33 protein-coding genes are annotated in these 23,023 nt (G+C 38.2%); 28 read left to right on the forward strand and 5 right to left on the reverse strand.

Annotated features, from left to right (window positions below):
* Positions 1 to 20: 20 nt before the first annotated feature.
* From PI85_RS15550 to PI85_RS15605, 12 genes are all read left to right on the forward strand, one after another.
* Positions 21 to 404, forward strand: a complete 384-nt coding sequence (locus PI85_RS15550) for an SRPBCC domain-containing protein (RefSeq protein WP_036125354.1) — start codon at positions 21 to 23, stop codon at positions 402 to 404.
* A gap of 109 nt (positions 405 to 513) precedes the next feature.
* The gene (locus tag PI85_RS15555) at positions 514 to 1,230 is read left to right on the forward strand and encodes a toast rack family protein (RefSeq protein ID WP_036125356.1); all 717 of its coding nucleotides are present in this window, start codon (positions 514 to 516) and stop codon (positions 1,228 to 1,230) included.
* A 202-nt stretch (positions 1,231 to 1,432) separates the two neighbouring features.
* The gene (locus PI85_RS15560) at positions 1,433 to 1,957 is read left to right on the forward strand and encodes a hypothetical protein (RefSeq protein ID WP_036125358.1); all 525 of its coding nucleotides are present in this window, start codon (positions 1,433 to 1,435) and stop codon (positions 1,955 to 1,957) included.
* A 91-nt stretch (positions 1,958 to 2,048) separates the two neighbouring features.
* Positions 2,049 to 2,825 carry a carboxylesterase gene (locus PI85_RS15565; RefSeq protein WP_235318496.1) on the forward strand — a complete coding sequence of 259 codons (777 nt, stop codon included), beginning with the start codon at positions 2,049 to 2,051 and terminating at the stop codon, positions 2,823 to 2,825.
* A gap of 180 nt (positions 2,826 to 3,005) precedes the next feature.
* Positions 3,006 to 3,947 (forward strand): VOC family protein, encoded by a 942-nt coding sequence (locus PI85_RS15570; protein ID WP_036125359.1) that lies wholly within the window; start codon positions 3,006 to 3,008, stop codon positions 3,945 to 3,947.
* Positions 3,948 to 3,975: 28 nt separating this feature from the next.
* Positions 3,976 to 4,182 carry a (4Fe-4S)-binding protein gene (locus PI85_RS15575; RefSeq protein WP_267919447.1) on the forward strand — a complete coding sequence of 69 codons (207 nt, stop codon included), beginning with the start codon at positions 3,976 to 3,978 and terminating at the stop codon, positions 4,180 to 4,182.
* 15 nt (positions 4,183 to 4,197) lie between these two features.
* Positions 4,198 to 4,467, forward strand: coding sequence for a GNAT family N-acetyltransferase (locus PI85_RS15580; RefSeq protein WP_025117018.1), 270 nt, complete (start codon positions 4,198 to 4,200; stop codon positions 4,465 to 4,467).
* A 389-nt stretch (positions 4,468 to 4,856) separates the two neighbouring features.
* Positions 4,857 to 5,294: a hypothetical protein gene (locus PI85_RS15585; RefSeq protein ID WP_036125363.1), complete on the forward strand. Its 438-nt coding sequence runs from the start codon at positions 4,857 to 4,859 to the stop codon at positions 5,292 to 5,294.
* 160 nt (positions 5,295 to 5,454) lie between these two features.
* Positions 5,455 to 7,137 (forward strand): methyl-accepting chemotaxis protein, encoded by a 1,683-nt coding sequence (locus PI85_RS15590; RefSeq protein WP_036125364.1) that lies wholly within the window; start codon positions 5,455 to 5,457, stop codon positions 7,135 to 7,137.
* Between the two features lie 73 nt (positions 7,138 to 7,210).
* Positions 7,211 to 8,155 carry a hypothetical protein gene (locus PI85_RS15595; RefSeq protein ID WP_036125366.1) on the forward strand — a complete coding sequence of 315 codons (945 nt, stop codon included), beginning with the start codon at positions 7,211 to 7,213 and terminating at the stop codon, positions 8,153 to 8,155.
* Between the two features lie 234 nt (positions 8,156 to 8,389).
* On the forward strand, positions 8,390 to 9,949 hold the full coding sequence (locus tag PI85_RS15600) for a right-handed parallel beta-helix repeat-containing protein (protein WP_036125368.1): 1,560 nt from the start codon (positions 8,390 to 8,392) through the stop codon (positions 9,947 to 9,949).
* 453 nt (positions 9,950 to 10,402) lie between these two features.
* Positions 10,403 to 10,594 (forward strand): hypothetical protein, encoded by a 192-nt coding sequence (locus PI85_RS15605; RefSeq protein WP_036125370.1) that lies wholly within the window; start codon positions 10,403 to 10,405, stop codon positions 10,592 to 10,594.
* Positions 10,595 to 10,666: 72 nt separating this feature from the next.
* On the opposite strand, the gene aac(6') is transcribed toward PI85_RS15605, so the two are convergent.
* Entirely contained in the window at positions 10,667 to 11,101 is a 435-nt protein-coding gene (gene aac(6'), locus PI85_RS15610) for an aminoglycoside 6'-N-acetyltransferase (RefSeq protein WP_036125373.1), read from the reverse strand.
* Positions 11,102 to 11,271: 170 nt separating this feature from the next.
* On the opposite strand from aac(6'), the gene PI85_RS15615 reads away from it, so the two are divergent.
* The 3 genes from PI85_RS15615 to PI85_RS15625 are packed head-to-tail and all read left to right on the forward strand — an operon-like array spanning position 11,272 to position 13,141.
* Positions 11,272 to 11,868 carry a class I SAM-dependent methyltransferase gene (locus tag PI85_RS15615; RefSeq protein ID WP_036125375.1) on the forward strand — a complete coding sequence of 199 codons (597 nt, stop codon included), beginning with the start codon at positions 11,272 to 11,274 and terminating at the stop codon, positions 11,866 to 11,868.
* Positions 11,869 to 11,892: 24 nt separating this feature from the next.
* The gene (locus PI85_RS15620; protein WP_036125377.1) at positions 11,893 to 12,468 is read left to right on the forward strand and encodes a DNA-3-methyladenine glycosylase I; all 576 of its coding nucleotides are present in this window, start codon (positions 11,893 to 11,895) and stop codon (positions 12,466 to 12,468) included.
* Positions 12,458 to 13,141: a DUF1963 domain-containing protein gene (locus PI85_RS15625; RefSeq protein WP_036125379.1), complete on the forward strand. Its 684-nt coding sequence runs from the start codon at positions 12,458 to 12,460 to the stop codon at positions 13,139 to 13,141. The genes PI85_RS15620 and PI85_RS15625 overlap by 11 nt, the downstream gene beginning before the upstream one ends.
* Positions 13,142 to 13,146: 5 nt before the next feature.
* Here the strand turns inward: PI85_RS15625 and PI85_RS15630 are convergent, their stop codons facing one another.
* A complete protein-coding gene (locus PI85_RS15630) occupies positions 13,147 to 13,443 on the reverse strand; it encodes a hypothetical protein (RefSeq protein WP_036125381.1) in 297 nt (98 codons plus the stop codon).
* 75 nt (positions 13,444 to 13,518) lie between these two features.
* Between PI85_RS15630 and PI85_RS15635 the strand changes: the two genes are divergently transcribed.
* Together PI85_RS15635 and PI85_RS15640 are read left to right on the forward strand one after the other, a co-directional pair.
* Positions 13,519 to 13,719, forward strand: coding sequence for a hypothetical protein (locus PI85_RS15635; RefSeq protein WP_025117029.1), 201 nt, complete (start codon positions 13,519 to 13,521; stop codon positions 13,717 to 13,719).
* Positions 13,720 to 13,882: 163 nt separating this feature from the next.
* On the forward strand, positions 13,883 to 14,182 hold the full coding sequence (locus tag PI85_RS15640; RefSeq protein WP_008179784.1) for a hypothetical protein: 300 nt from the start codon (positions 13,883 to 13,885) through the stop codon (positions 14,180 to 14,182).
* 80 nt (positions 14,183 to 14,262) lie between these two features.
* Here PI85_RS15640 and PI85_RS15645 read toward each other — a convergent pair whose 3' ends face one another.
* Positions 14,263 to 14,652 carry a hypothetical protein gene (locus tag PI85_RS15645; RefSeq protein ID WP_036125383.1) on the reverse strand — a complete coding sequence of 130 codons (390 nt, stop codon included), beginning with the start codon at positions 14,650 to 14,652 and terminating at the stop codon, positions 14,263 to 14,265.
* Positions 14,653 to 14,853: 201 nt separating this feature from the next.
* Between PI85_RS15645 and PI85_RS15650 the strand changes: the two genes are divergently transcribed.
* The 7 genes from PI85_RS15650 to PI85_RS15670 all read left to right on the forward strand — a co-directional run bounded on the left by PI85_RS15650 (position 14,854) and on the right by PI85_RS15670 (position 18,591).
* A complete protein-coding gene (locus PI85_RS15650; RefSeq protein ID WP_036125385.1) occupies positions 14,854 to 15,240 on the forward strand; it encodes a hypothetical protein in 387 nt (128 codons plus the stop codon).
* Positions 15,241 to 15,320: 80 nt separating this feature from the next.
* Positions 15,321 to 15,941 carry an NAD(P)-dependent oxidoreductase gene (locus PI85_RS15655; protein WP_036125387.1) on the forward strand — a complete coding sequence of 207 codons (621 nt, stop codon included), beginning with the start codon at positions 15,321 to 15,323 and terminating at the stop codon, positions 15,939 to 15,941.
* Between the two features lie 15 nt (positions 15,942 to 15,956).
* On the forward strand, positions 15,957 to 16,094 hold the full coding sequence (locus tag PI85_RS24690; protein WP_191967734.1) for a hypothetical protein: 138 nt from the start codon (positions 15,957 to 15,959) through the stop codon (positions 16,092 to 16,094).
* A 183-nt stretch (positions 16,095 to 16,277) separates the two neighbouring features.
* The gene (locus PI85_RS24695; RefSeq protein ID WP_175423014.1) at positions 16,278 to 16,433 is read left to right on the forward strand and encodes a hypothetical protein; all 156 of its coding nucleotides are present in this window, start codon (positions 16,278 to 16,280) and stop codon (positions 16,431 to 16,433) included.
* Between the two features lie 157 nt (positions 16,434 to 16,590).
* Positions 16,591 to 16,824, forward strand: a complete 234-nt coding sequence (locus PI85_RS15660) for a tyrosine-type recombinase/integrase (protein ID WP_255350106.1) — start codon at positions 16,591 to 16,593, stop codon at positions 16,822 to 16,824.
* Between the two features lie 85 nt (positions 16,825 to 16,909).
* Entirely contained in the window at positions 16,910 to 17,743 is an 834-nt protein-coding gene (locus PI85_RS15665) for a GNAT family N-acetyltransferase (protein ID WP_036125391.1), read from the forward strand.
* Between the two features lie 311 nt (positions 17,744 to 18,054).
* Positions 18,055 to 18,591, forward strand: a complete 537-nt coding sequence (locus tag PI85_RS15670; protein ID WP_036125392.1) for a CueP family metal-binding protein — start codon at positions 18,055 to 18,057, stop codon at positions 18,589 to 18,591.
* Positions 18,592 to 19,426: 835 nt separating this feature from the next.
* Here the strand turns inward: PI85_RS15670 and PI85_RS15675 are convergent.
* Complete coding sequence (locus PI85_RS15675) at positions 19,427 to 19,627, reverse strand: hypothetical protein (protein ID WP_036125393.1); 201 nt, start codon at positions 19,625 to 19,627, stop codon at positions 19,427 to 19,429.
* 147 nt (positions 19,628 to 19,774) lie between these two features.
* Here PI85_RS15675 and PI85_RS15680 point away from each other — a divergent pair, with 147 nt between their 5' ends.
* The 4 genes from PI85_RS15680 to PI85_RS15695 all read left to right on the forward strand — a co-directional run bounded on the left by PI85_RS15680 (position 19,775) and on the right by PI85_RS15695 (position 22,655).
* A complete protein-coding gene (locus tag PI85_RS15680; protein ID WP_036125394.1) occupies positions 19,775 to 20,122 on the forward strand; it encodes a hypothetical protein in 348 nt (115 codons plus the stop codon).
* Positions 20,106 to 20,744, forward strand: a complete 639-nt coding sequence (locus tag PI85_RS15685; RefSeq protein ID WP_036125396.1) for an O-methyltransferase — start codon at positions 20,106 to 20,108, stop codon at positions 20,742 to 20,744. The genes PI85_RS15680 and PI85_RS15685 overlap by 17 nt, the downstream gene beginning before the upstream one ends.
* Positions 20,745 to 20,804: 60 nt before the next feature.
* Positions 20,805 to 21,362: an isochorismatase family protein gene (locus tag PI85_RS15690; protein ID WP_036125399.1), complete on the forward strand. Its 558-nt coding sequence runs from the start codon at positions 20,805 to 20,807 to the stop codon at positions 21,360 to 21,362.
* A gap of 408 nt (positions 21,363 to 21,770) precedes the next feature.
* Positions 21,771 to 22,655: an AraC family transcriptional regulator gene (locus tag PI85_RS15695; RefSeq protein WP_036125403.1), complete on the forward strand. Its 885-nt coding sequence runs from the start codon at positions 21,771 to 21,773 to the stop codon at positions 22,653 to 22,655.
* Positions 22,656 to 22,666: 11 nt separating this feature from the next.
* Here PI85_RS15695 and csaA read toward each other — a convergent pair whose 3' ends face one another.
* Positions 22,667 to 22,999: a chaperone CsaA gene (gene csaA / locus PI85_RS15700; RefSeq protein WP_036125406.1), complete on the reverse strand. Its 333-nt coding sequence runs from the start codon at positions 22,997 to 22,999 to the stop codon at positions 22,667 to 22,669.
* Positions 23,000 to 23,023: the final 24 nt, after the last annotated feature.

Here is a 23,023-nt window from a genome sequence, read left to right on the forward strand (position 1 = left end):
AGGAAAAGAGGGTGTTGCGGATGGGCAGTTCAATTTGGATTCATGCGGCAATTGAAAATGTGTGGCAAGCGATAACAGAGGAGCAATCCCTCTCACAATGGTATGTGCCAGGCTCTACTTGGGACATTCCTAAATTGGCTGAAGGGGAAAAAATGATCTTTACTTTAATGCCTAATGACCATAATCAGCTAGCAGATCCACTGCCAATGCAGTTAACGATCCAGCAGGTCCAAAAACATGAGATTTTTTCATTTTACTTGGAAGTTCCAGAAACGGTAATCGCGATGTCTTTAGCAAAGCAGGACAACGGCACAACGGTTAGCATCAATATGCAGGGCTATGAAGCGTCCCTTGCTAATTTAAAAGCATTGCTAGAGGGTGAGGATCTTCCGCACTCATCGTAACTACTACGTCTCAGGTCTTAGATAAATTTCAAACGCAGGGTCGTATTTTCTATTATCCACTCCTATATAATGAAATTATTGGTAGAATATATAGCGGGAGGAAATTAAATTGAAAAAATTAGTTGGATTAGGTGTTGTGATGGGCACATCAGTATTCGTCTTGTCGGGGTGCTTTTCGTTTATGCCAAACAAAATGCAAGAAGAAACCATTTTAGTCGAAAAGGATAAAGCGAAGACGCTAGAGGTAGATATTGATTTAGGTGTCGGCGAAATGAATCTAACTGGTGGTGCCAAGGAGTGGGTTGAGGGCAAGGCGGACTATAATATTAAAAAGCTAGCCCCTCAAGTTACCTATGATGTAAGCGGCGATACAGGAGAAGTTGAAATTAAACATAAAGGCTCGACGAAGCTAGGCATCTCTAATATTAAAAACACATGGGCAATCCAATTAAATGATGATATCCCGATGGATTTGACGGTAGAAACAGGTGCTTCCTTAGCCAATCTTGATTTACAGGGACTGCAGCTAGAAAAACTAGATATAGAAGCGGGTGTCGGTGATCTCACAGTCAATTTAGGTGGCGATTGGAAAAAAAGCTTTAAAGCAAATATTGAAACTGGGGTAGGTCAAACGACGATTATTGTACCTTCAAAGGTTGGTGTCAAATTAACAACCGAAAAGGGCATAGGTTCATCCAATATCGAGGGTCTCATTTCAAAGGGCCAAGGTGTCTATGTCAATGAAGCATATGATAAGGCAGATGTTGTACTGGACATCAAATCAGAAATCGGCGTTGGAGACATTACATTTAAATTAGATAAATAAAGAAAATGTGGGAGGCTACTAGTAAAGAAGTAGTCTCCTTTTTGTATGTAAAAAAAGGATGCTAAGCATTTGCACATTAAGCTTTTAAGCTTGAGTAAGACAAATTTATGATACCGCACAATCTGACGTTTACATTCTTTGAATTGGGCGCATATTTTATGTTAGTTTAAAGGAAGTAATTTGTTTTGAAGGAGCGAGTCGATTGAAAACCTATACATATAAACAGCCAATGGAAATAGATTCTACCGAGGTGGTCTCTATTTTAAATGAAGCAGGAGAGACATCATCAACGGTTCAACGTGTTTATTCCAATGCTCTCAAAAAAGCATTCGATAAGACGATGGATTTTCGTTATTTTGTTCGCTTTGACGTCCATGATCATACTGGTCAACCTTTATTTACTTGTAAAAAAGTATCTCGTCGTGGTCGTGTGCATTTCCGAGGCAAGGATTTAGTGACAGGGAAAGACTATATGATTGCCTATGATGGCTGGCAAATTATGATTCCTGATTTACTTATTACAGATGGAGAGCAGCAAATGAAGCTCAGCAAAGAAATGGAAGACTGGTCGATCTTTACATGGAATGAGGAGCCGATAGCACGTTGGCAAGCGACTTTTTGCGAAACTCATTTTGACATTACACTAGAAATTGAAGACAACAGTCCTATACAGCATGAGGCCTTTTTTATTGCGATTGGACAGGCTGTATTATTTGTAGGTGCCTAACAGCAATAAAAATTTGGCATAATATGTCGCTGTGGTCAGTGGCATATGTCTTTCGATTATGCTATAAATAACAACAAGAAGGTAGCCTTAAATGAGGCTACCTTTTATTATGATGAACGTGAAGAAAGGTTCTGATGTGGTGCTAACTATTTTACCGGCTAAAGAAATATACTTGAAAGGGAATGAGCATGCAGTATTGCTTCTACATTCCTTTACAAGCCATACAAGAGATATGAAGAAAGTGGCGACGAAGCTCCACGAAGAGGGCTATACCTGTTATGTACCTCTTTACAGAGGACACGGTCATAAGCCAGAACCGTTATTGCAGTACAAAGTTGAGGACTGGTGGCAAGATGTGGTGAGAGCGCACCAATTTTTGCTAAATGAAGGCTATCAAAAAATTTCTGTTATTGGCTTATCGATTGGGGGTATTTTTACATTGAAGCTTGCCCAATTAGAAAAGCTAGAGCGAATCATTGTGTTATCGGTACCAATTGATAAGGAACCAGCACAACTAAAACAAAGAATCATTGACTACGCTTATAATTTTAAACATATCGAGGGTAAATCAGAGCAGCAAATGACACATGAAATGGAGCCGTTTAACGATATGCCTTTGGACGCGATGATTGGATTTCAGCGATTTATTAAAGATACGATGCAACAGCTTGAGGAGATCACGGTGCCTATTGCTATTTTCTACGGCAAAAGAGACGAGGACTTATACGCGCATAGTGCTGACACTATTTATCAGCGAGTTCATTCTATGCAGAAGCTTAAAAGAGGCTTTGAAAACTCCAAGCATTTAATGACATTAGGTCGGGAGCAAGATGAAATCCTTCAGGAAATCATGCAATTTTTAGAATGAAGAACTGACGATCAAAGGGTATTGACTACCTATAAAAAATCGTGTTATTATTATCTCGAATTAGAGATATATTAATTCGAGATAATAAAAATTACGTCATATTTCTTTAGATAAACACAAGCATGTTTTCGCAGTTGAACAAGTCTTCATTTAAAAGCATAGCAGATAGGAGAATATTCGATGTCAAAGATCACAGGACACCATCATATTTCAATGATTACGAAAAATGCTCATGAAAATCATCAGTTTTACCATCATCTTTTAGGACTTCGCCGCGTGAAAAAGACAGTTAACCAAGATGATCCCAGTATGTATCATTTATTTTACGGTGATTTGACAGGTAGTCCTGGCACAGGCTTAACATTTTTTGAATTAGCGCACGCCGGTCGTACACATCGCGGCACGGATGCGATTACAAGAATTGGTTTACTCGTTCCTTTTTACGACAGCTTAGTGTACTGGAAAAATCGATTGGATGAATTTCAGATTGAGCACAGCGAGATCACAACATATGGTGGCACGGATGCAATCTATCTTGAGGACCCAGACGGTCTACGTCTAGTGTTATTAAATAATCAGGACAAGCCTATTCCACAAGAATGGACAAAGTGGCAAGATTCATCCGTAGAGATGGCTCATCAAATTTTAGGAATGGGCCCAGTGGAATTAACTGTAAGCTCTTTAGAGGATGCTGCGAAAACCATCGTACAATTATTTGGCTACAAAGAACGATCAAAAACTGAAACTGAAGCTGTTTTTCAAGTGGAGGAAGACCAATTACATGGACAGATTATCATTGTCGAGCAAGAGGGTCCTAAAGAAAAACCAGGAAGAGGTAGTGTTCACCATTTAGCCATCCGCGTGAACGATAAGGAAGAGCTTGAGCAATGGGAACAGCGAATAAAAGACTTTGGTTTTCCTATTATAAAAAAAGCGGATCGATACTATTTTTCAAGTATTTATATGAAAGAAACACACGGCATAATAGTTGAACTAGCGACAGATGGACCAGGCTTTACCGTAGATACGGCAGTGGAGGATTTAGGAACACGTTTAGAGTTACCACCATTTTTAGAAGAACGGCGGCAGGAAATTGAAGAAAAATTAACACCAATAGAATAATAATCTTATAATGAGGGACGTGTTAGGTATGGGGTACCGTGAATATAGAGGAGAAGAGATAATCGTTTATTTCGATAAGGACATGTGTCAACATGCGGCTGAATGTGTAAAGGGCTTGCCAGAGGTGTTTAATGTCAAAGCAAAGCCATGGATCGCACCAGATGAAGCAGCGGCCAAACAGGTAGCAGAAATTATCAATCGATGTCCAAGTGGCGCATTAAAATACAAAATTTAAAAGGAGCATTATGCCATGGAAATTAAACAAGGTAACCAATCATTTTATATCGGAAACGAGGAAAATAGTGAGGCAGAGGTGCATTTCGTTCGTGTAGGGGAAAGTCGAATCATTCTCGATCATACACATGTAGGCGAGCATCTAAGAGGTCAAAATGTAGGACAGCAATTAGTTAAAGCGGCTGTTGACTATGCGAAAAAAGAAAAGTTACTAGTTATCCCACTATGCCCTTTCGCAAAAGCTGAGTTTGAAAAGCATCCTGAATACCAAGAAGTAGTAGGCTAAAATTATGTAGACGCACCCAGCAAACCGGGGTGCGTTTTTATTTTTCTCTTTCTAGCGATGGACTCTTGCTTACTTTGATAAACTTTAATTAAACGAACAATCACTATCAATCAAATAAACATCAGTATTAATTGAAGATTTGACAAATCCTCACCTCACTTTTGTTTAAGTTAATTATATATTTATTTATTTCCTATCGCGCTACTTGCCAAGTAACACAAAAACAATCAATCTATCGCAAAGAAATGCCGCTTTCTATTACATTTTGCTTATCTCATTCATTTTACGACTGCTATTTTCAGTAAATTAATTAATTTGAACGATTTGGGAGGAATAGGACTAGTTAAAATAGAAGGTCCATAGAGAGACAAACATGAAGGAGTGATTGGATGCGATTAACAAAAGGAATTACTGGTTTTGATTCCGACCATTTAATCGAACAAGATATGCGCATGTTTCAATCGATGGTGTACCATTTAGCAACAAGTGAACAGCGAGCGAAAGTACGACATTTTATCGATCAGCCGCATTTTGTCTATATGCAAGCAGTAGTGGAAATAGAGGGGGAAATGGTGACCATTCTTCACCATCGCTGGATGCCGTATATTGCCTTAGCGAAATTGAATGGAGAGCTCAGCTTTGCCTTTTTATCGAGGCCACAGCTACACAAATATTTCCCGATGCGAAAATGTTTGGAAGCAGCAACGCTGAATACGTTACTGGAGAAAGAGCGAGCCTTGCATAGTTTATCTGCTATGGAGTGGAAGAACATTGCCTATTTCAAAAGTGAAACTATTGGGGACGTCATGTTTCATGCTTGGGATTGATTAGGAAAAATTACTCATGATGAAAGTTGCTATAAAATACACAAAATTGACCAAGTTATTTCTGGAAATATAGCAAAAATTCCTAAAGCCACCAATCTTTCTTTGAAAATGATAAATTACTTTTTATGGAATAGATTCGGAAAATAAGGAGTTTTTGCATATGTCATTCAAAACAATTAGTAGAAGAATTGTTTTTTCCTTTAGCATTGTCATTACGTTCATGGCGTTATATATCGTGTACAACTATTTTGCTATTAAGCAAAGTAACCATGCAACAGAACAAATTGTTGAGCAAGAATTACAGCTATTAACGACAGATTACGAGCAAGCGCAAACCATCGATTTAAGAATAGCTGCTGCTAGAGGCTATGTATTGTCTGGCGATGAAAAGTATAAAGCTATTTTTCAAGATAATGTAGCGCATGCAGCGAGCAACGAAAAACAACGATTAGCCATGACAAGCTCTGAAGATTTCAGCAAACTTGCAGAAATGGCGAAGGAATGGAATCGCTATATTGAACAACAAGTATTTGCTGTTTATGATCAAGGTAATACGGAGCTCGCGATTCAAAACATCACAAAAATGGATGCAACAGTAACAACCATTCGTGAAGGCTATGAAGGTTTAGCAGAGCAACGTAAGCAAGCGATCAATGAGGTAGGTGCTGACATGATAGTTGCTGGAGAGAATAAGCAGCTTATTGGCATCGTCGTAGGTATACTCATTTTTGTCATAGCGATTATTGTTGAACTATTGAGTGCCCGCGGTATATCAAGACCTATTATGACATTGACGGAGCGAATGCAACGAATGACGAATGGGGATTTAAGCGGTCCTCCTTTAAAGATTCACTCGAAAGACGAAGTGGGCCAGCTAATGGAGGCAACCAATACGATGGCGGATATTTTGAATCGTTTATTGAAGCATATTCAAACGGTATCGAATGACGTAGCGGCCCATAGTGAGGAGCTATTGCAATCAACATCAGAAGTAAAGACGGGGACAGACCAAATCGTCCATACGATGACAGAAATTGCAAGTGGGACGGATGAGCTAGCCAGCCATACGACAGATGTGGCAACTTCCATGAATGACTTTACAGGAAAAGTAACCTCTGTTCATCAAAGCAATAAAGACGTTCAGCACTATTCTCAGGATGTTATGGCTTTAACAAAGGAGGGACGAGACTTAATGTCCTCCTCTACTAAGCAGATGGGTGCCATTCAACATATTGTGAAGGATGCAGTAGAGCAGGTTGATGGATTAAGCAAGCAAACACAAGAAATCTCAAAGCTTGTCACGGTCATTCAAACCATTGCAACACAAACAAATTTACTAGCATTGAACGCAGCCATTGAAGCAGCCAGGGCGGGGGAACAAGGCAAAGGGTTTGCCGTAGTGGCCAATGAGGTCCGAAAATTAGCCGAGCAAGTTTCATATTCTGTGGAAGATATTACGGGTATCGTCCGTAATATTCAGGATGGTTCCAATCGAGTGACCGCTTCTCTTGAGCAGGGCTATAGTGAAGTGGAGAAAGGGGCATTGCAAATTACAACGACCAATGCAACGTTCCATCATATTGCCGACGCAATTGAGGCCATTGCTACAAATATTGAGGGGATGTCCTCTGAGCTAGTTGATGTCGTTCACAATACTGTCACGATTAATCAATCCATAGATGAAATGGCAGCTATTTCCGAGCAGTCAGCGGCAGGCATACAGGAGACCTCTGCCACAATTGAACAATCCGCTAGCTCTATGGAAGAAATTAAACATAGTGCGGAGCATCTAGCCGAGATGGCCGAGCAATTAAATAGTTTAATCCGCCGTTTTAAGCTGTAACGATTTGTCTCGTTAATTTCAAACTTCCATCACATTTACGCTGTATACTTATGTATTGGAAGGTGGAATCATTTTGAGAAAATATTTACTTTTATTACTAATGAGTACTTTATTCATGGCACCAGCTGCCTACGCCCATACGATGGATAAAAGTACACTATTTACGGATGTTCCTGAAACAACTTCAAACATTCAGGACATAATGGTGTTACATAGTATTGGGCTTCTTGGGTATAATGGCAAAGATATGGCCTTAAACCCAACGGACAACCTATCACGCAAAGATTTTGCAAGCTGGGTAGGTGGCTTCTTTGGACTTGAAGGAGCAACGGTGGATGAATTAGCACAAGCAGCACAAAAAGAAGAATACATTTCTTCCTTAGAGGGCGACCTTACATACAAGGAAATAAATACAGCACTTTTTCATCATAAACTTGAAGTAGAGAACCCCGATGCGACGATGACAAAGGAGGAGTATATTACCTTCTTAACAGAACACCTAGATGATGATATGGGCGGCCATACGCTTCTTCAAATGGGTGGCTTTGCTGAAGGTCCAACTGGTACTATTGAAGATGTCGTGATTGGTGATGAAACGGGCATTATTATCAAAGGTAAAACGTATATGCTGTCAGGACACCCTCGTATTTTTGCAGAATCAACGGATGCTAAAAGCTGGGTAGGTCAACAGCTAGAACGTTCTATTTTTACGACAGCAGGAGATCACCATCATGGACATGATGACAATCAAGAAGGACATGGTGATCATGAAGAAGGTCATGGAGACGGCCATGATGCGCCGGCATCCAATGCAGCCACACTTCAATATGTGCAAATCAGTTCTGCTCAGGTAGCAGCAAATGACACGAAAGAAGTACAGTCTTCGAATGCCACACCAAGAGAAGCGCAGCAAACTGATGAAACAACATCATCTAACTCAAGCACAGTGTGGATCATTGCTATCCTAGTCGTGCTCGCGGCTATTTTTGCCTTTGTTTTTGTAAAAAGAAAAAAATAATTGAGAGTAGCAAAAACCAACAAAGATGGAAATCATCCTTTGTTGGTTTTTTTCGATTCATTTCATATACGTATACATGAAGGCTTGTCATGAAGGCCATGAACCGTCATAAAATCTTCATTCCTCACAAACGAATCCATGCATAATCCAGTAATTTTACACAAAATTGAATAACCACAAGCCTGTTCGGTATATAAATAGGATACGATCATTTTTAGGCTGAGGAGTGTGTAAATGGCAACGCTTGTAGTAAAGAGAAGTATTATGCATCGGTACCAAAGCATTGGGCAGGCAATTGAAGAGGCTATGCCTGGGGATATGATTGAAATTCGGGATGGTATTTATGAGGAGAGCTTGGATATTTCGAAGCGGCTCACCTTGTATGGAGTTGGCAATGTCACAATTAAAGGTGGCGTTTTTATTCGCTACCAGACCCTTGTAGATATGCGCAATTTACGTTTTCGCCAAGGGCAGGGACTTTATGTAAAAGGAGATTTACAGTTAGAAAATTGCATTATTGAGGAGCAATTGATTCGCACACAGATTATGGTCAGCTATGGTAGTTTACTGATGAAAAATTGTGCTGTGCTTGCTACACCGCTCAATCACTTTGGTCTGCGTGTTGCTAATGGTTCCAGTGTTATTCTCATTGATACAACACTTGAGCATCATGTGAAAGCTCAAATTATTGCGCAAAACTGTGAGATGACATTAAGCAATTGTCTGCTGCTCGAAGGGAAGAAACATGGTATTTTTGCAATTCGTGATGTGAAGATGGTCATGGAGGATTGTGAAATTCATGGTCATGAAAAGGAGCAAATTGTAGCAGCGTCTAGTGAGTTGGAAATAACTAATTGCCTGATTCATCAAGGACAGGGAGTAGGTATTCAGCTATTCGATGATGTGATTTTACGTATGGATGGCTGTGAGATCAACAATCATCAAGACACGAATATGATCGTGCACCGTAGTGAGGTGATGGTATCTGATTCAATTTTATCAGATGGGCAAGGACTCGGACTGTACTTGGGAGAAAAAACAGTCGCTAAGTTTTATGACTGTCAGTTTCATCGTCATGTGAAAGCACAAATGCTGATAGAAAACAGCAAGGCAGAGTTTCGCAAATGTCACGTCTTCAATGGATTGGCGGTGGGTATGTCCATCGTAGATGAAGCAGACGTTTCGATGACCGAATGTCAAATCCAAAACCATCAGCAATTTCATATTATTGTGGATGCAAGCGGGCTACAGCTTCATCAATCGACTATTCAATTGGGGCAATCAGGTGGTATTTATGGCAATGATCATGCCAAAATTATGCTTGATCATACAAACATACGTGAACTAGAAAGGCATCATGTTTATATTAACAATGCCCGTTTATTTACACAGCATTGTATATTTGAACAAATGAAAGGCAACGGAATTACATGTATCGATGCCATTTTTGAGGTAGCTAACAGCCATTTCAAAGACTGTCAGGACAGTACGTATGCGATTATCTGGTCTGATCGCTCAATGGGACGTATTGAGCATTGCCAAGTAGACGAAGCTGCCCGCCCATTTTTAGCGTTGTCCAATCAATCCTTACTAGAAATACGTGATACAGATTTAAGTGCCGTAAAAGCTCCTGCGGTGGTACAAGAGAACAGTCAGTTATATGTGCAAAAGCATGTTCAAACAACAACTTGGCATAAGGATACGACTTCTAGAGTATCACAAATAGAGATGGTACAAACAAATTATGAAAGCCAAATAGAAATGCTGAAAAATGATATTAAAAAAATAATTTAATAACCGATTATACAACTAAGATAAGTAGTTTCAATTTTGAAATTACTTTTTTTATGGCGGGCATCCAGAAAGTTTCAATTTTAAATAAATGGGTAAAGTAATATGTTTGGGTCAAAAATGAAGTGATAATTGGCAGTGAAAACTCTATAATTCGACAAATTGACTGATTATTTTTATAATGGTATAGACAACTTCTTTTCAATTTCTGTAATATTCCGAAATATTAGGGAGTAAAATGGGATAATCTTTTGTAAATGTTATTTTTTATATAATAAAGTTTCAAATTGATGTAAAAAAAATATTAAGAAATTATAGATAATAGATTGATTAGTTTCGATAAATTAGCCTATAATTAGTAAAAATGGTTCATATCTAAAGATGATTATATGTTATTTGTGAAGTGTGTGTAATTTGATTAAAATAATAATAAAAAAGGAGTGGAGGTGATAAGAGATGTTTGGGCTGACAAAAGAGGAAATTCTTTTAATGTTAGAGGAAATTGAATTAGCAGAGAAGCAAAAAAGTGCGATTGCTGATATCTTACATCTAAACAATATGCGAATAGAACAACAGCTGGCATTATTGATCCATTTAATTATCGATGAGCGCGAACGAACTATTTCTAACCATACATATTTAAATTAACCTATATATAGATGCAAAAAAAATCACAAGGGCAAAATCTGAAGCCCCTGTGGTTTTTTATTTTCGTCTTTTTTATAATTTTTTAGTAAAACAAATGATACGGTTCGCTTCCGTAAACCCGAGTTGTACATGTACTTGTAGACTTTCGGTATTGTCCCATTCGCAATCGCTGGCAAACTCTGAGCACCCCATATGCTTGGCCCATTGTTCGCAATGCACCACAAGCTGTCTAGCATAGCCTTGCTGTCGATAGCTTTCCATAACGAATAAGCCTTCTAAATAGCCAACTGGACTAGAGTCTGTACCCTCTACATAATCTGTTCGTAGCTGACATTGGGCAAAGCCAATCGCCTTGTCATCGTCGTAAGCTAAGAAAATGGCTGCATGGTCCTCCTTCAATACTTGTGTCATGCTTTCAGACAATTCTTCTACTGTATGATTGGGCCACAATAATAAAGCTAATGTGGCAGCAGTAAGAGCATCCTGTTGCTTTGCTTGTTGAATCATCTACTATTCCTCCATTCTTTTGATTCGATAAAAAACGAAACAAAAATCTAATTTACACGTACAAACTAGTAAGAGCTTCTGTCGTTGGTGTGCTTTCTACCATTATATACAGGGTATACATGTAAAAAAAGGATAAAATCCACATCGACTGTGAAGAGAGGGGAACCAATATGTCATTATTACAATCGTTAATTGAACAGGCAAAAAACCCAAAAGGATGGATTGGCTCATGGATGCTACGGATCATGAATATCGCTCATCATGGCATGAATAGCTGGTTTATTCGACAAGGTGCCATCAATGATGGGGACCATGTGTTAGACATTGGCTGTGGCGGGGGAAAAACACTCCGGATTTTATCGAAATTGAATCCCAATGGTATAATTTATGGGATTGATATTTCTGCACAGGCAGTAAAGGAATCCATCAAAATGAATGAAGCGAATGTCGCAAGTGGCAGTATGATTGTTAAGGAGGCAAGTGTGTCTCAAATACCCTATGAGGACCAATTTTTTGATGCCATTACAGCTTTTCAAACCCATTATTTTTGGCCCTCATTGGAACATGATGTTGGAGAAGTTTGGAGGGTATTGAAAAATGGTGGGAAATTTATTGTCATTGCCGAGTACTACAAAATGAATTACCATATGGAGGCTTTCCAAACACCCGCAGCTATGAAAGAATTATTGAAACAAACCGGTTTCCAAACGGTATATATAAGTGAAAAAACAAGTAAAGGATGGCTATGTATCACAGCCATTAAATAATACATAAACGTGGGAGGTTATACGATGAAAAGATGTTCATGGGTCAAGCTAGATCAGCCGTTATATGTAGATTATCATGATAAAGAATGGGGAGTACCCGTCTATGATGATCAGCATTTATTCGAAATGCTTTGTTTAGAGGGTGCACAGGCAGGACTTAGCTGGTGGACGATTTTACAAAAGCGAGAGGGCTATCGAGAGGCATTTGATCAATTCGATGCGAAGAAAATTATACTTTATTCAGAGGACAAGCTTTTGGAATTACAGCAAGACACACGGATTGTGCGCAATAAATTAAAAATAGCTAGCGTTGTGACGAATGCGAAAGCATTTCTACAAATACAAGAAAAATATGGCTCGTTTTCTGAATATATTTGGGGGTTTGTCGATCATCAACCAATCATAAATGAATGGCCATCTATGGCAGAGGTACCAGTGACAACAGATCGCAGTGATCGGATGAGTAAGCAATTGAAGAAGGACGGCTTTAAATTTGTTGGTAGTACGATTTGTTATTCATTTATGCAGGCTGTCGGTATGGTCAATGACCATATAACGGATTGCTGCTGTCGACAACAGGAACTTGCGCATGAGCATTAAACATATCCAATCTCAGCTAGCCAAGCAAGCGACAATATTCCAGACAGGTGGTTTCCGTCCAACCCATGAGCTTTTAGAAAGTTGGATTGGCTATGTTGGATGGTCTTTACTAGAGGAGGATCGACCTTCCGATTTTCAACCGCTCGCTACATTATTTTTGAAAGATTTGCCCTATGTTCCTCAAGCTTTACAGCCGTTTCAATTGGTCACTCTATTTGTCCATGAGAATATTTTCGATCATCTCATGGAGGATGATTTGAGCACCTATTTTGAAATAAGAGTCTACACTACTTTAGAAAACCTAGTACAGCGGGACTGGCAGCACGACCGTATTCGAGCCTTTCCTCTGCAGGCAAAGCATATTCACAATGATTATCCAGTATGGGATGGCGGGGGTATTCCTGCACAAATTGAAGAGGACATACTAAGATTGGAGCATGAAGAGGGCCTTAATTATTTTGACGACATCCTCGAAGACCTGTATCCGCAACACAAAATTGGCGGCTACCCGACCTTTTGTCAAAGTGGCTATGAATTTGGTGAAGATACACCTTTTGTCTTCCAAATTGCCTCAGATGCCAAGGCACAACTGAATATTGTGGATAATGGCAATTTCTATTTCTTTTATAATCCAACAGAACAGACATGGCGCGCCTATTGTGATTTTTATTAATATCGTTAACGCTTAGCCCTAAAATGGATGGTAATATCGATCATGTATTGAATGAAAAATAAACCTAGGTATGCGCCTGTCAGTAGAAAAATGGGATTTAGGAAAACAGCATGAATCGTTGTCATAAAGACCATATCCTCAAGAATAATCTGCGTTATAGAAGTAGCGGCAATATAGCCAAAAAGAATGGCAGACACGACGCCTAATGCATTGAAAACAAGGCGCATTTTATCGCTTTTTTGCTGAAGATAGACCATGAGAGCAGGTATGACAATGATGGTAACTATTATGAATACGTTCATCAACACACATCCTTTTTTCTCAGGATGCCCTTGTTAGCTAGTACATAAACCAAAGATATAGAGGAGGGGAATAAGGTGAGACGGCAAGATGGGGAGATGAAAAAAGTAAAGAAGGTGAAGAAAATGGAGCACAAAACAGTCGTCAAGAATGGTATAGGCTTTGGTTCTGTTTTAGCGATCACAATTTCATGGAGTGTCCATCATTCCATCATATGGGCAATCATTCATGGCTGCTTTAGCTGGCTCTACGTTCTCTATTATGCATTTACTCGCTAAACTTTAAAGCATACCTATCAGCTAAGTATTTGTTTAATCCAACATAATATGGGGTACAAACAAAGTAACGTTCATAAATATTGACTAACAAGCATAAATAACAAAGTGCTCTTTTTCGAGAGGATAAACTTATCAGTATGAACGTAGAAGAAAGGTTGATAGTATGACACATCAAGTAACGGCATTAAGTAATGTGAATGGAAAAGCTACGGGAGTGGAAGGTATTTTACAAAATGTAGCATTTATTTTATCGACGTTTACGGTCTCTTGCCCGCAACGGGAATGGAGCATTCGATCAGATATCCGTAAACTCTTCCAACGTATGAAAAAAATGAATACCAAACGCTTGATTGAGTGTATCCAGCGTTTTGAACCGAGAGCGGTCGTAGTGGAAGTTGATTATTTGGGCGACGTTTATCGAGGAAAACTAGAGCCCATCGTGAAAGTAATTATCAATGAATAAGCCAATAAATTCTGCCAGGTTTCAACCTGGCAGAACATAAAATAAAAAGTTCGTTACCATTTTTCCGATTACAGAAAGCTTTAAGCAATGCTTCTTCTGATGACAATAATTTGTTGGCAATCAACAATAATAGGAGAAGCTGTTTCATCTGTTACGTCCAAGAATGTGGCACAGCAAGTTTTAGGATCTAGGCTGATGAAAAAGACATCAGCTAAGCTAAACCCACCTGCTAGCACTACGTCTACAAGTGTGCCGATGGGCAGACATCTTAATTGATGGCAGATACAGCCCTTACAATCGTTTTTGGAACAACAATCTTTTTCATGGCATTTTTCTTCCTTCTGGCAAGGGCATTTCTCTTCCTTATGTTTGCATTTACACGTATGCTCACATTTTTTCTCCCAGCATTTTTTCGATTCGTCTTTTTGTTGACCCCAGTTCATATAATGATTAAATCTAGAATCTTGCATCTTTTAATCTCCCTTATGGTTAATTTTTAGTATTGGTCGCGCAACCCTTACACCTCTAATCTATGAACGAATCAAATAGAGTTCTTGGTAATTTGCCCTTTGAATAGAAAAATGGAAACTTTGTCGTACATATCTAACAGTTTTTAGGGGTGAAATACTAGATTTCCGCCTGTTAATATGAAGGTGAAATGGAGCGAGTGTATGAAGAGATTACTTCAAGGTTTCTTTTTATTAATGTTCGCTATAGTGGTGATATCGTGGCTGATTGTAGAAAAACAGCCTTCACCAATACCCGTAAGTACTTCTAATTCTCCGACCTATGCAGAAGAGTTTAGTGAAAAATTACAAGTGACTAATTTTACACAGAAAATCATACAAGCGGTGCGAAAGGCAGGGTATTCTCCAGACAGTACGGTAGGCTATTTAGTAGATTCCCCCAACCATCAAATCATCACCATTCAATTACACGGTGGTAGTGAAATAGAAAAAAGCACAGAAAGTGAGATTCAATCGATTATCCATGAGCTGGCCAAAGAAGATAATATGGGAGCATTTATTGTGAATGTTGAGCTACTAGAAATAAAATAAGAAAAGTGGGAGACACATAATACATGTGTCTCTTTTGCATAGTAGGGGCATGGTATAATGGAATGAAGAGGTGAGGGTCTATGAAAATATTAGTTTTGGGTGCAACAGGACGTGTGGGAAGGCAAATTGTTGAGTTCGCGTTAAAAGATCAACATGAAGTAACGACATTTGTCCGTGATCCCCATAAATTACAGCTAGACAATAAGAACTTACATATGTTTCAGGGAAATGTCTTAAATAAGAAAGATCTCGAACAGGCTATGGTGAATGTGGATGTAGTAGTAAGTGCGTTAAATACAGATGGTAACGATACTTTATCTTCTAGTATATCGCTCATACTTGAGGTGATGGAGCAACATACGATTAAGAGAATCATTACAATTGGCACTGCTGGTATTTTACAAAGTCGAGTGTCACCAACGATTCTTCGTTATCAATCAACGGAATCCAAACGAAAATCTACGTTTGCTGCTAAGGAGCATCAGTATGTTTTTGAACAATTACACGATTCCAATGTTGATTGGACAATCGTTTGTCCAACCTATTTACCAGATGGATCGTTTACAGGAGTCTATCGAGTGGAGCGCAATTTTTTACCCGAAGGAGGCAGTGAAATATCAGTAGCCGATACAGCCTCCTTTGCTTATCAACAAATCTTCAGCAAGGAATTCGTTAAAACGCGAGTAGGAATTGCCTATTAAAAAAAGGGTAGAAAAATGAGAATCATTCATACGATCATTGGCCTGCTCATTACATTTATTGGGCTTGCCCTGCTTAATATAACGATGGATACTGCCATTCGAAATAGGATGGTGAAAGTATATGGCATTATCCTTATGTCTGTTGGGTTGTAAAAAAATGGAAAAAATGGATAGGTAATAGCATCGTTAAGGAATTGGTTCCTTCAATTGACAGGGTTTTAATAGGAATAGCGGATACTTATGCTTCTAAGAGTGAGAAAGTATATGGATATTTTCCTTTTTATAGAAGGTTTGCTATACTTTATGTCGAATATATATCATTGAAGAGGTGATTGTATGGACAAAGAGATATCAAACAACTATCAATATCCTGAACACCTAACCAATCAAGATGGAATCGAAAAGACAGAGTTATATGTCATAAAGATAACAAAGGAACAAGTGGATAGGTTGATTGAGGATATCGATCAAACATTAAAGGCGTCTACCTGACGTCTTTTTATTGTTCAAAAGGCTCCTTATACAGGGGAGGTGGCCCCAAAAAAAGGAGAGTTTTTTGAGAAGGCTAGATTGCTTCTCATTACTATATTTAACCTGAATTGTTAAAACTGATAAAATAAGCTCAACCCCTTAGTATCCTGCACTTTTTATTTCTGAAAGGGGAACTAGACTAGGAATTAGGCAAATGCAAAAAATTGAGGAGCAAGTAGGAATAGATGCGGAAATTAAGAGGTACCTACATCCTCACCGGTTTAGACATACCTTTGCAACCGAGTTTTTGACAAAAGGTGCTGATCTTTTTTTTATTTCAGATGAATTAACACCGTCCGAAATCGGGTCAAAGGACTTGGTGCTACTAAAGTTGCATACACCTTTATCGTAGCTGCCTGTATAAAGCAGTTTTTTATTAAGAAAAAACTATAGTAAAAAATATTTTATCTAGATTATGAAAGGAGCTGAGATGTTTTATGATTTATAAATTGGATAAAAAAGACTACTACAAAATAAAAAGGTTACTACAAACACCTGATCAGAAGAATGATTTAACATTAAATTCAATAATTAATGGTATGAATAGAGGGACAATTTATGTAGACAATCTGCAAGAACCCAATACAGCTCTAATAGATGTAACAGGAATTAGCAGTATTTTTATTGGGAATGCGACCAATAAACAATTTATTAATTCTTTACGTGATTTTCTTGATAATGAATTAAAAATTGATACGTATGAATCGTGTGGTGGAACCTGGTTTATTGCAGTCATAAAAGATGAGATATGGGAACAGGTATTAGAAGATGTTATTGCTGATAAAGAATACGAACCAGATTATGAGTTGTATTATCAATTCAATCCTGAAGCTTTCGTTTCTTTAAAAAAGCAATACAAATCTTTACCGGATAATTATCTTATAAAAAAAATTGATGCCGAAGTCATTAAGAACGATCCAGATGGAATTCTTTCTGAAGTATTAGAAGAGGTTTGGTATTCAATTGAAGATTTTTATACTTATGGACTGGGATATTGTATTATAAAGGGTAATAAAATAGTAAGTGCATGTTTTTCTTGCTGTGTACACGAGAATAAACATGAAATTAGTGTTGAAACATATGACGAGAAACTCATGAATAAAGGATTAGCAACTATAGTGTGTTCTGCATATTTAGATGATTGTATAAAAAATGGACTAATACCCCAATGGTCAACAATGGAAACAAACCTTGAGTCTAAACGTTTAGCAAAAAAATTGGGCTTTAAATATGAGTCAAAACTAAAAACATTGGAGTTTGAATGGGAATAGTAATGAGATACTCTTAAGAAGCCAAGAAATGAATTATAATTTTATGAATGATATTAAATATATAGAAACGGTACATTTTTCTAAAAAAAATGTGTTTTATAATCTAATTTTGAAAAATCAATCATACAATCCGCGACATTGTCACGTTTGTTTCATTGTAATGGATTTGAGTCACTAATACTCAAATAAATTAAATTTGTTTGTAATTAATCTATTCTTCCTCTGCACAATTTCTTCTTATTTATAGTTTATAGTATAAGTCGTCAACGTTTTACGACGTAGAAAGAATGAAGAAATTAGGGGTGAATAAAATGAAATTAAAAGTTATTGCTGTAACTTTGCTTACTACTGTTGTACTAGGTGCTTGCAATGGAGAAAGTTCTAATGACGATAACTCTAGAATAGACATGAAGATGCAAAATATTAAGGAATTGGTGAATGAATATAGCGGGGACAAAACTAAAGACGAATCTGCTTCAATCACATCAAACCAGCTGATTTTAACTGATAAAGAAGGAAAAGAGTCAGCATATGCTTTGCCAGAAGAAGAATTTTTTGTTTCTGTTGCTCCTTACATAAATGAAACTCACCCTTGTACTAACCATAGCTTGACTGGTTGCCAAGGTGAGCTGGCTAATAAGGATGTAGCTGTCTATATTGAAGACTCAAAAGGTAATGTGCTAGTGGACGAAACTATGAAAACTCTAGCTAATGGATTTATTGATTTATGGCTACCTCGTGACCAAACGTATAACATAAAAATGGAGCACAAAGGCAAAACGGTAAAATCGTCATTTTCTACTTATGAAAGCGATGGCACTTGCATTACAACAATGCAATTAAAATAAAAAAAAGGAGGGTTGTCCAAAAAGTAAGTGAAAGCTGATTATTTGTGGCAGCCCTTTACTATTTATATTTTTAAAATTATAGGTTTAGATTTTGCATTAAAGTTGCATTGTTTATAAAAAAGAGATGGTGTTTTTTAGCATATTCGAATGGTATAAATGAAATTATCATGGCTAATTTAACTTAAATTTATCTATTTTACTTTGTAAAGACGCGGATTTTTTACTTAAATTTGTAGCGACTAAATTTACTTGTAGCATTGTTCCGACTTGCTCCTTAATAGCTATCGTGAAAATTTGAGTATTGGAACTACTCATAGCAGCTCCATATGCGATTTCTGAAACAGAATCAGCAACTGTTCAGCACTTGCAGAAATTTCTTCAGACGTAGCTGAAATATCTATTAATATAAGTTATTTATTTAAAATAGCATGGTATTTACATGAAAATATAGCGAGAGGTATGAAATAGGTGCTGGATTGAAGAATAAGAGTCAATGAATAATAACTACCATGGAACTGCCGGAATCCCTTCCATAGATGTAGAAACCGGAGCAACTATTATTTTCCCCCCTAATTATTGAAAAAAATTAGTTAATTAAACAAAAGTCAGATCTTAAATCTTTTTAGATATAACCACTAAAATTCTCCGCTTCCCATTCATGAATAGCATGCTGATCTGTCTCCAAAACCTTTTCCATATAAATGATAGTCGTTTCAATCTTTTCGTGTCCCAGGGATTTCATTACACTATACATATATGGAAAGTATATTTGCCAGCTAGCCATTTGTCCGAACGATAGATAAAAATGATTGGAGTATCTATCTTATGTAAAGCCTCAGTCCTTTTGACATGAAAAGGAATAGTTAAGAGCCAAATAATCACGAATGATTTTAGGATGTCCGCCATTTTCAAGACAAAGTTTACTCGCAATTTTAATTTCCTTCTGATTATAGTGAGATTGCGCACCAATTAAAAATATGCCTGACAGTATCAATAATGTGCCAATCGCCAAAACATATTTTATGACTCTTTTCAATACACGTACCTCCATTTCAAAAGTAATCGCTATCCCTAGTATATGTTGAACGATGAAAGCAATATGTTTATTGACTTATTGTATACACTTGTATACAATAACTTTAAATTGATGTATACGTTTGTATACAAAGGGAGGGTTTAATGAATGAGAGGTTCAGGTTTTAGAGAGCATATGAAGGAAGGTCATCATCGAGGTGGTCGTCACAGAGGAGTGGAGGGAACGGCGACACGTGGAGCAAAAACATTCCGAAGAGGGAGAGCCATTGCCTTTTTAGAAACGTTAAATGTGAAACGTGCAACGATTAAACAGCAATTAGAACAGCCCGAGTTTCAATCCATTCAACAAATTTTAGTAGGTGAGTTAAAGGCCATTGATATGGTGATCCAAGAATTTAGCCAGCTGTTTGATATACATGAAAGTGAAACAGTAGAATCAGCAATTGATCATTCACAGATAGAAGAAGGAGATCCTGTGCATGAAAAAAGTGAATAACTATATTGATACGGTATTTGCCCAGCAGGATCCCATTCTTGAGAATGTTATAGCTTCCATTACGGAACAAGGTATGCCAGCCATTTCTGTTTCTCCTTCATCAGGAAAGCTATTGACGATGCTCGTATCGATTACAGGGGCTCAGAATATTTTAGAAATCGGTGCATTAGGTGGTTATAGTGGTATCTGTCTAGCGAGAGGAATGAAAAAGGAGGGCACATTAACCTCACTAGAGTTAGAGGAAAAATATGCACAGTTAGCTGCACAAAATCTTGCCAATGCAGGCTTTGCTGAACAAGTGACCTATCTCACTGGGCCTGCCCTTGAAAGCCTTGAAAAGCTTCTAGCTGATGGAAAACGCTTTGATTTTTTCTTTATTGACGCGGATAAGGAAAATTACGAAAATTATTTAGCAAATTGTATAAAACTAGCAAATACTGGTGCATTAATTGTCACGGATAATGTATTAGCAGCGGGTAGTGTTGCAGACCCAGAAGTGACACCAAAACGATATACAGCCATCATGAAGAAATTTAATCGTCTGGTGGCGAACCATCAACAATTGGAGTCAATCCTTTTACCGATTGGGGATGGCATAACCGTTTCTAAGGTAAAAAAATAATAAAGATTAGTCCTCCTTTATGGTAAAGTATGGGTAGTAACTGAAAAAGGAGAGATGCGTTTGAAACAAGCGTTAGTTGTAATTGATGCACAGCAAGAACTGATAGAAGGTAATCAGGAGGAACAAGCTGTTTATCGCAAAGAAGAATTACTAGAGACCATCAATAAGGTAATTAAAAAGGCTATCGAGGAAAATGTTCAAATTATTTTTGTTCGTGATCAAGATGTGGCTGGTGGAGAGGGAGATGGCTTTCAAGTACATAAAGAAATCCATGTTCCAACATCGGCTGTCTTTTTTGATAAACTCGCCACCAATGCATTCTACAAAACTGGGTTGCTGGACTATTTAAAGGATCATGACATGCAGCATTTGGTAATGATGGGGTGTAAAACCGAGCATTGTGTGGATACTGCCGTCAGAGCGGCCACTGTTCACGGCTTCGATGTCACAGTTGTCGCTGATGGACATTCGACGAACGGCTCCAAGCATTTAGTACCAGAAGCCATGATCGCACATCATAATGACATATTACACGGTCATTACAATGTTGACCATTTCTCGCTGGTGCGTCATTCAGACGAAGACTTATTTGAACCTAGCCATTCAACCTACCGCTAACATAATAATGACCAAGAATTTTAGTTCTTGGTCATTTCTTTTACGTTCTTAATGATCAAACTACTACATAGAAGACGTTATGACAGAGCAAAAGCTTGTCCAAAAGGATAGAGTTTTTTCAAAAATCGAAATCAGTAACACATTTATTTTCCAAAAAATGGAATACAAGCTATGCTTAATCCTTCTTATTCATAGGGCCACTGTGTGAGCAGTGACCCTAAGTATCAAGTCAGGAGGTGTAAGGCTAAAATTAGCTTTACACTATTATATGTATGTGAAAGTAACTTCGAAAGTTAGTTATCTGCCTGTTCGATAGATTATTTTTTTGAAAGGCGACTTAATCGGGCACAATATGTCGGATGACTCAATTCTATTCTTGCTATTGTTGTGGAAAGGGAGGTTATTCTAGTGGAATCATGCACACGATTGAATGAAGCGATTGCCTATATTGAGGCCAATTTGACCAATGACATTGATATGAAGGAAGTGGCAAGAAGAGCGTATTGTTCTGAGTATCACTTTAAACGAATGTTTTCATTTCTCGCAGGCATCTCACTTTCCGAATACATTCGTCGGAGACGTTTGACACTGGCCGCTCTTGAATTGTCAAATGCCTCTATGAGAATCCTCGATATAGCAGTTATGTATGGTTATAGCTCAGCAGATGCTTTTACAAGAGCCTTTCAGCACTTACATGGGATTACACCTTCAGAGGCGAGGCAAACTGGCCAAACATTCAAAGCTTTTCCACGGATGACCTTCCAATTGACCATCCAAGGAGGAATTGAAATGAATTACCGACTCGAGCAAAAGGAAGCCTTTCACATTGTTGGTTTGATGAAACGCGTACCGATTATTTTTGAGGGAGAAAATCCGGACATTGTGAAATTGGCACAATCCCTAACAACCAAAGATATTGAGCAACTTAAAAAGCTGTCTAATGTGGAACCTAAGGGCATCATCCAAGCTTCTACAAATTTTTCTGATGGGCGAATGGAGCAAAAGGGAGAACTCGATCATTATATTGGCGTGGCTACTACAGCAACAACCCCAGGGCGCTTTTGCCAACTTGCTGTCCCAGCGAATACATGGGCTGTCTTTACGGTGGTTGGACCTTTCCCGCAAACACTTCAGGAGACGTGGGGCCGCATTTATGCTGAGTGGTTTCCATCTTCTAGCTATGAACAAGTTGCTGGCCCTGAAATTGTCAATCATGCGAGCACCGATTTTTCATCACCAACCTTTACAAGTGAAATATGGATACCCATTCACAAAAAAGAGCCTCTTGCATAATGCATGGCTCTTTAATGTATTTTTGTTCCATTTGGTACATGCTGATCAGGTGTTAACAGGATGACGTCTCCCTCACCTGGCACTCCACCAATAACTAACACCTCTGACTTAAAACCGGCAACGCGGCGTGGGGGGAAATTAACAATTGCTACGACTTGCTTTCCGACCATTACCTCTGGCGTATAACGTTTTGTAATTTGGGCGGAAGACTGTTTAATACCGAGCTCCTCACCAAAATCGATGTTCATTTTTATTGCTGGAACACGCGCTTTTGGTAGCTCCTGTGCGTCCAAGACCGTACCCACTCGTAGATCAAGCGCTGTAAAATCTTCAAATGTGGCCATTATACAACTCTCCTTCATTTCAAC

The organism is Lysinibacillus sp. A1, from assembly GCF_000801965.1.
In the GTDB taxonomy this organism is placed as follows: Bacteria; Bacillota; Bacilli; order Bacillales_A; family Planococcaceae; genus Lysinibacillus; species Lysinibacillus fusiformis.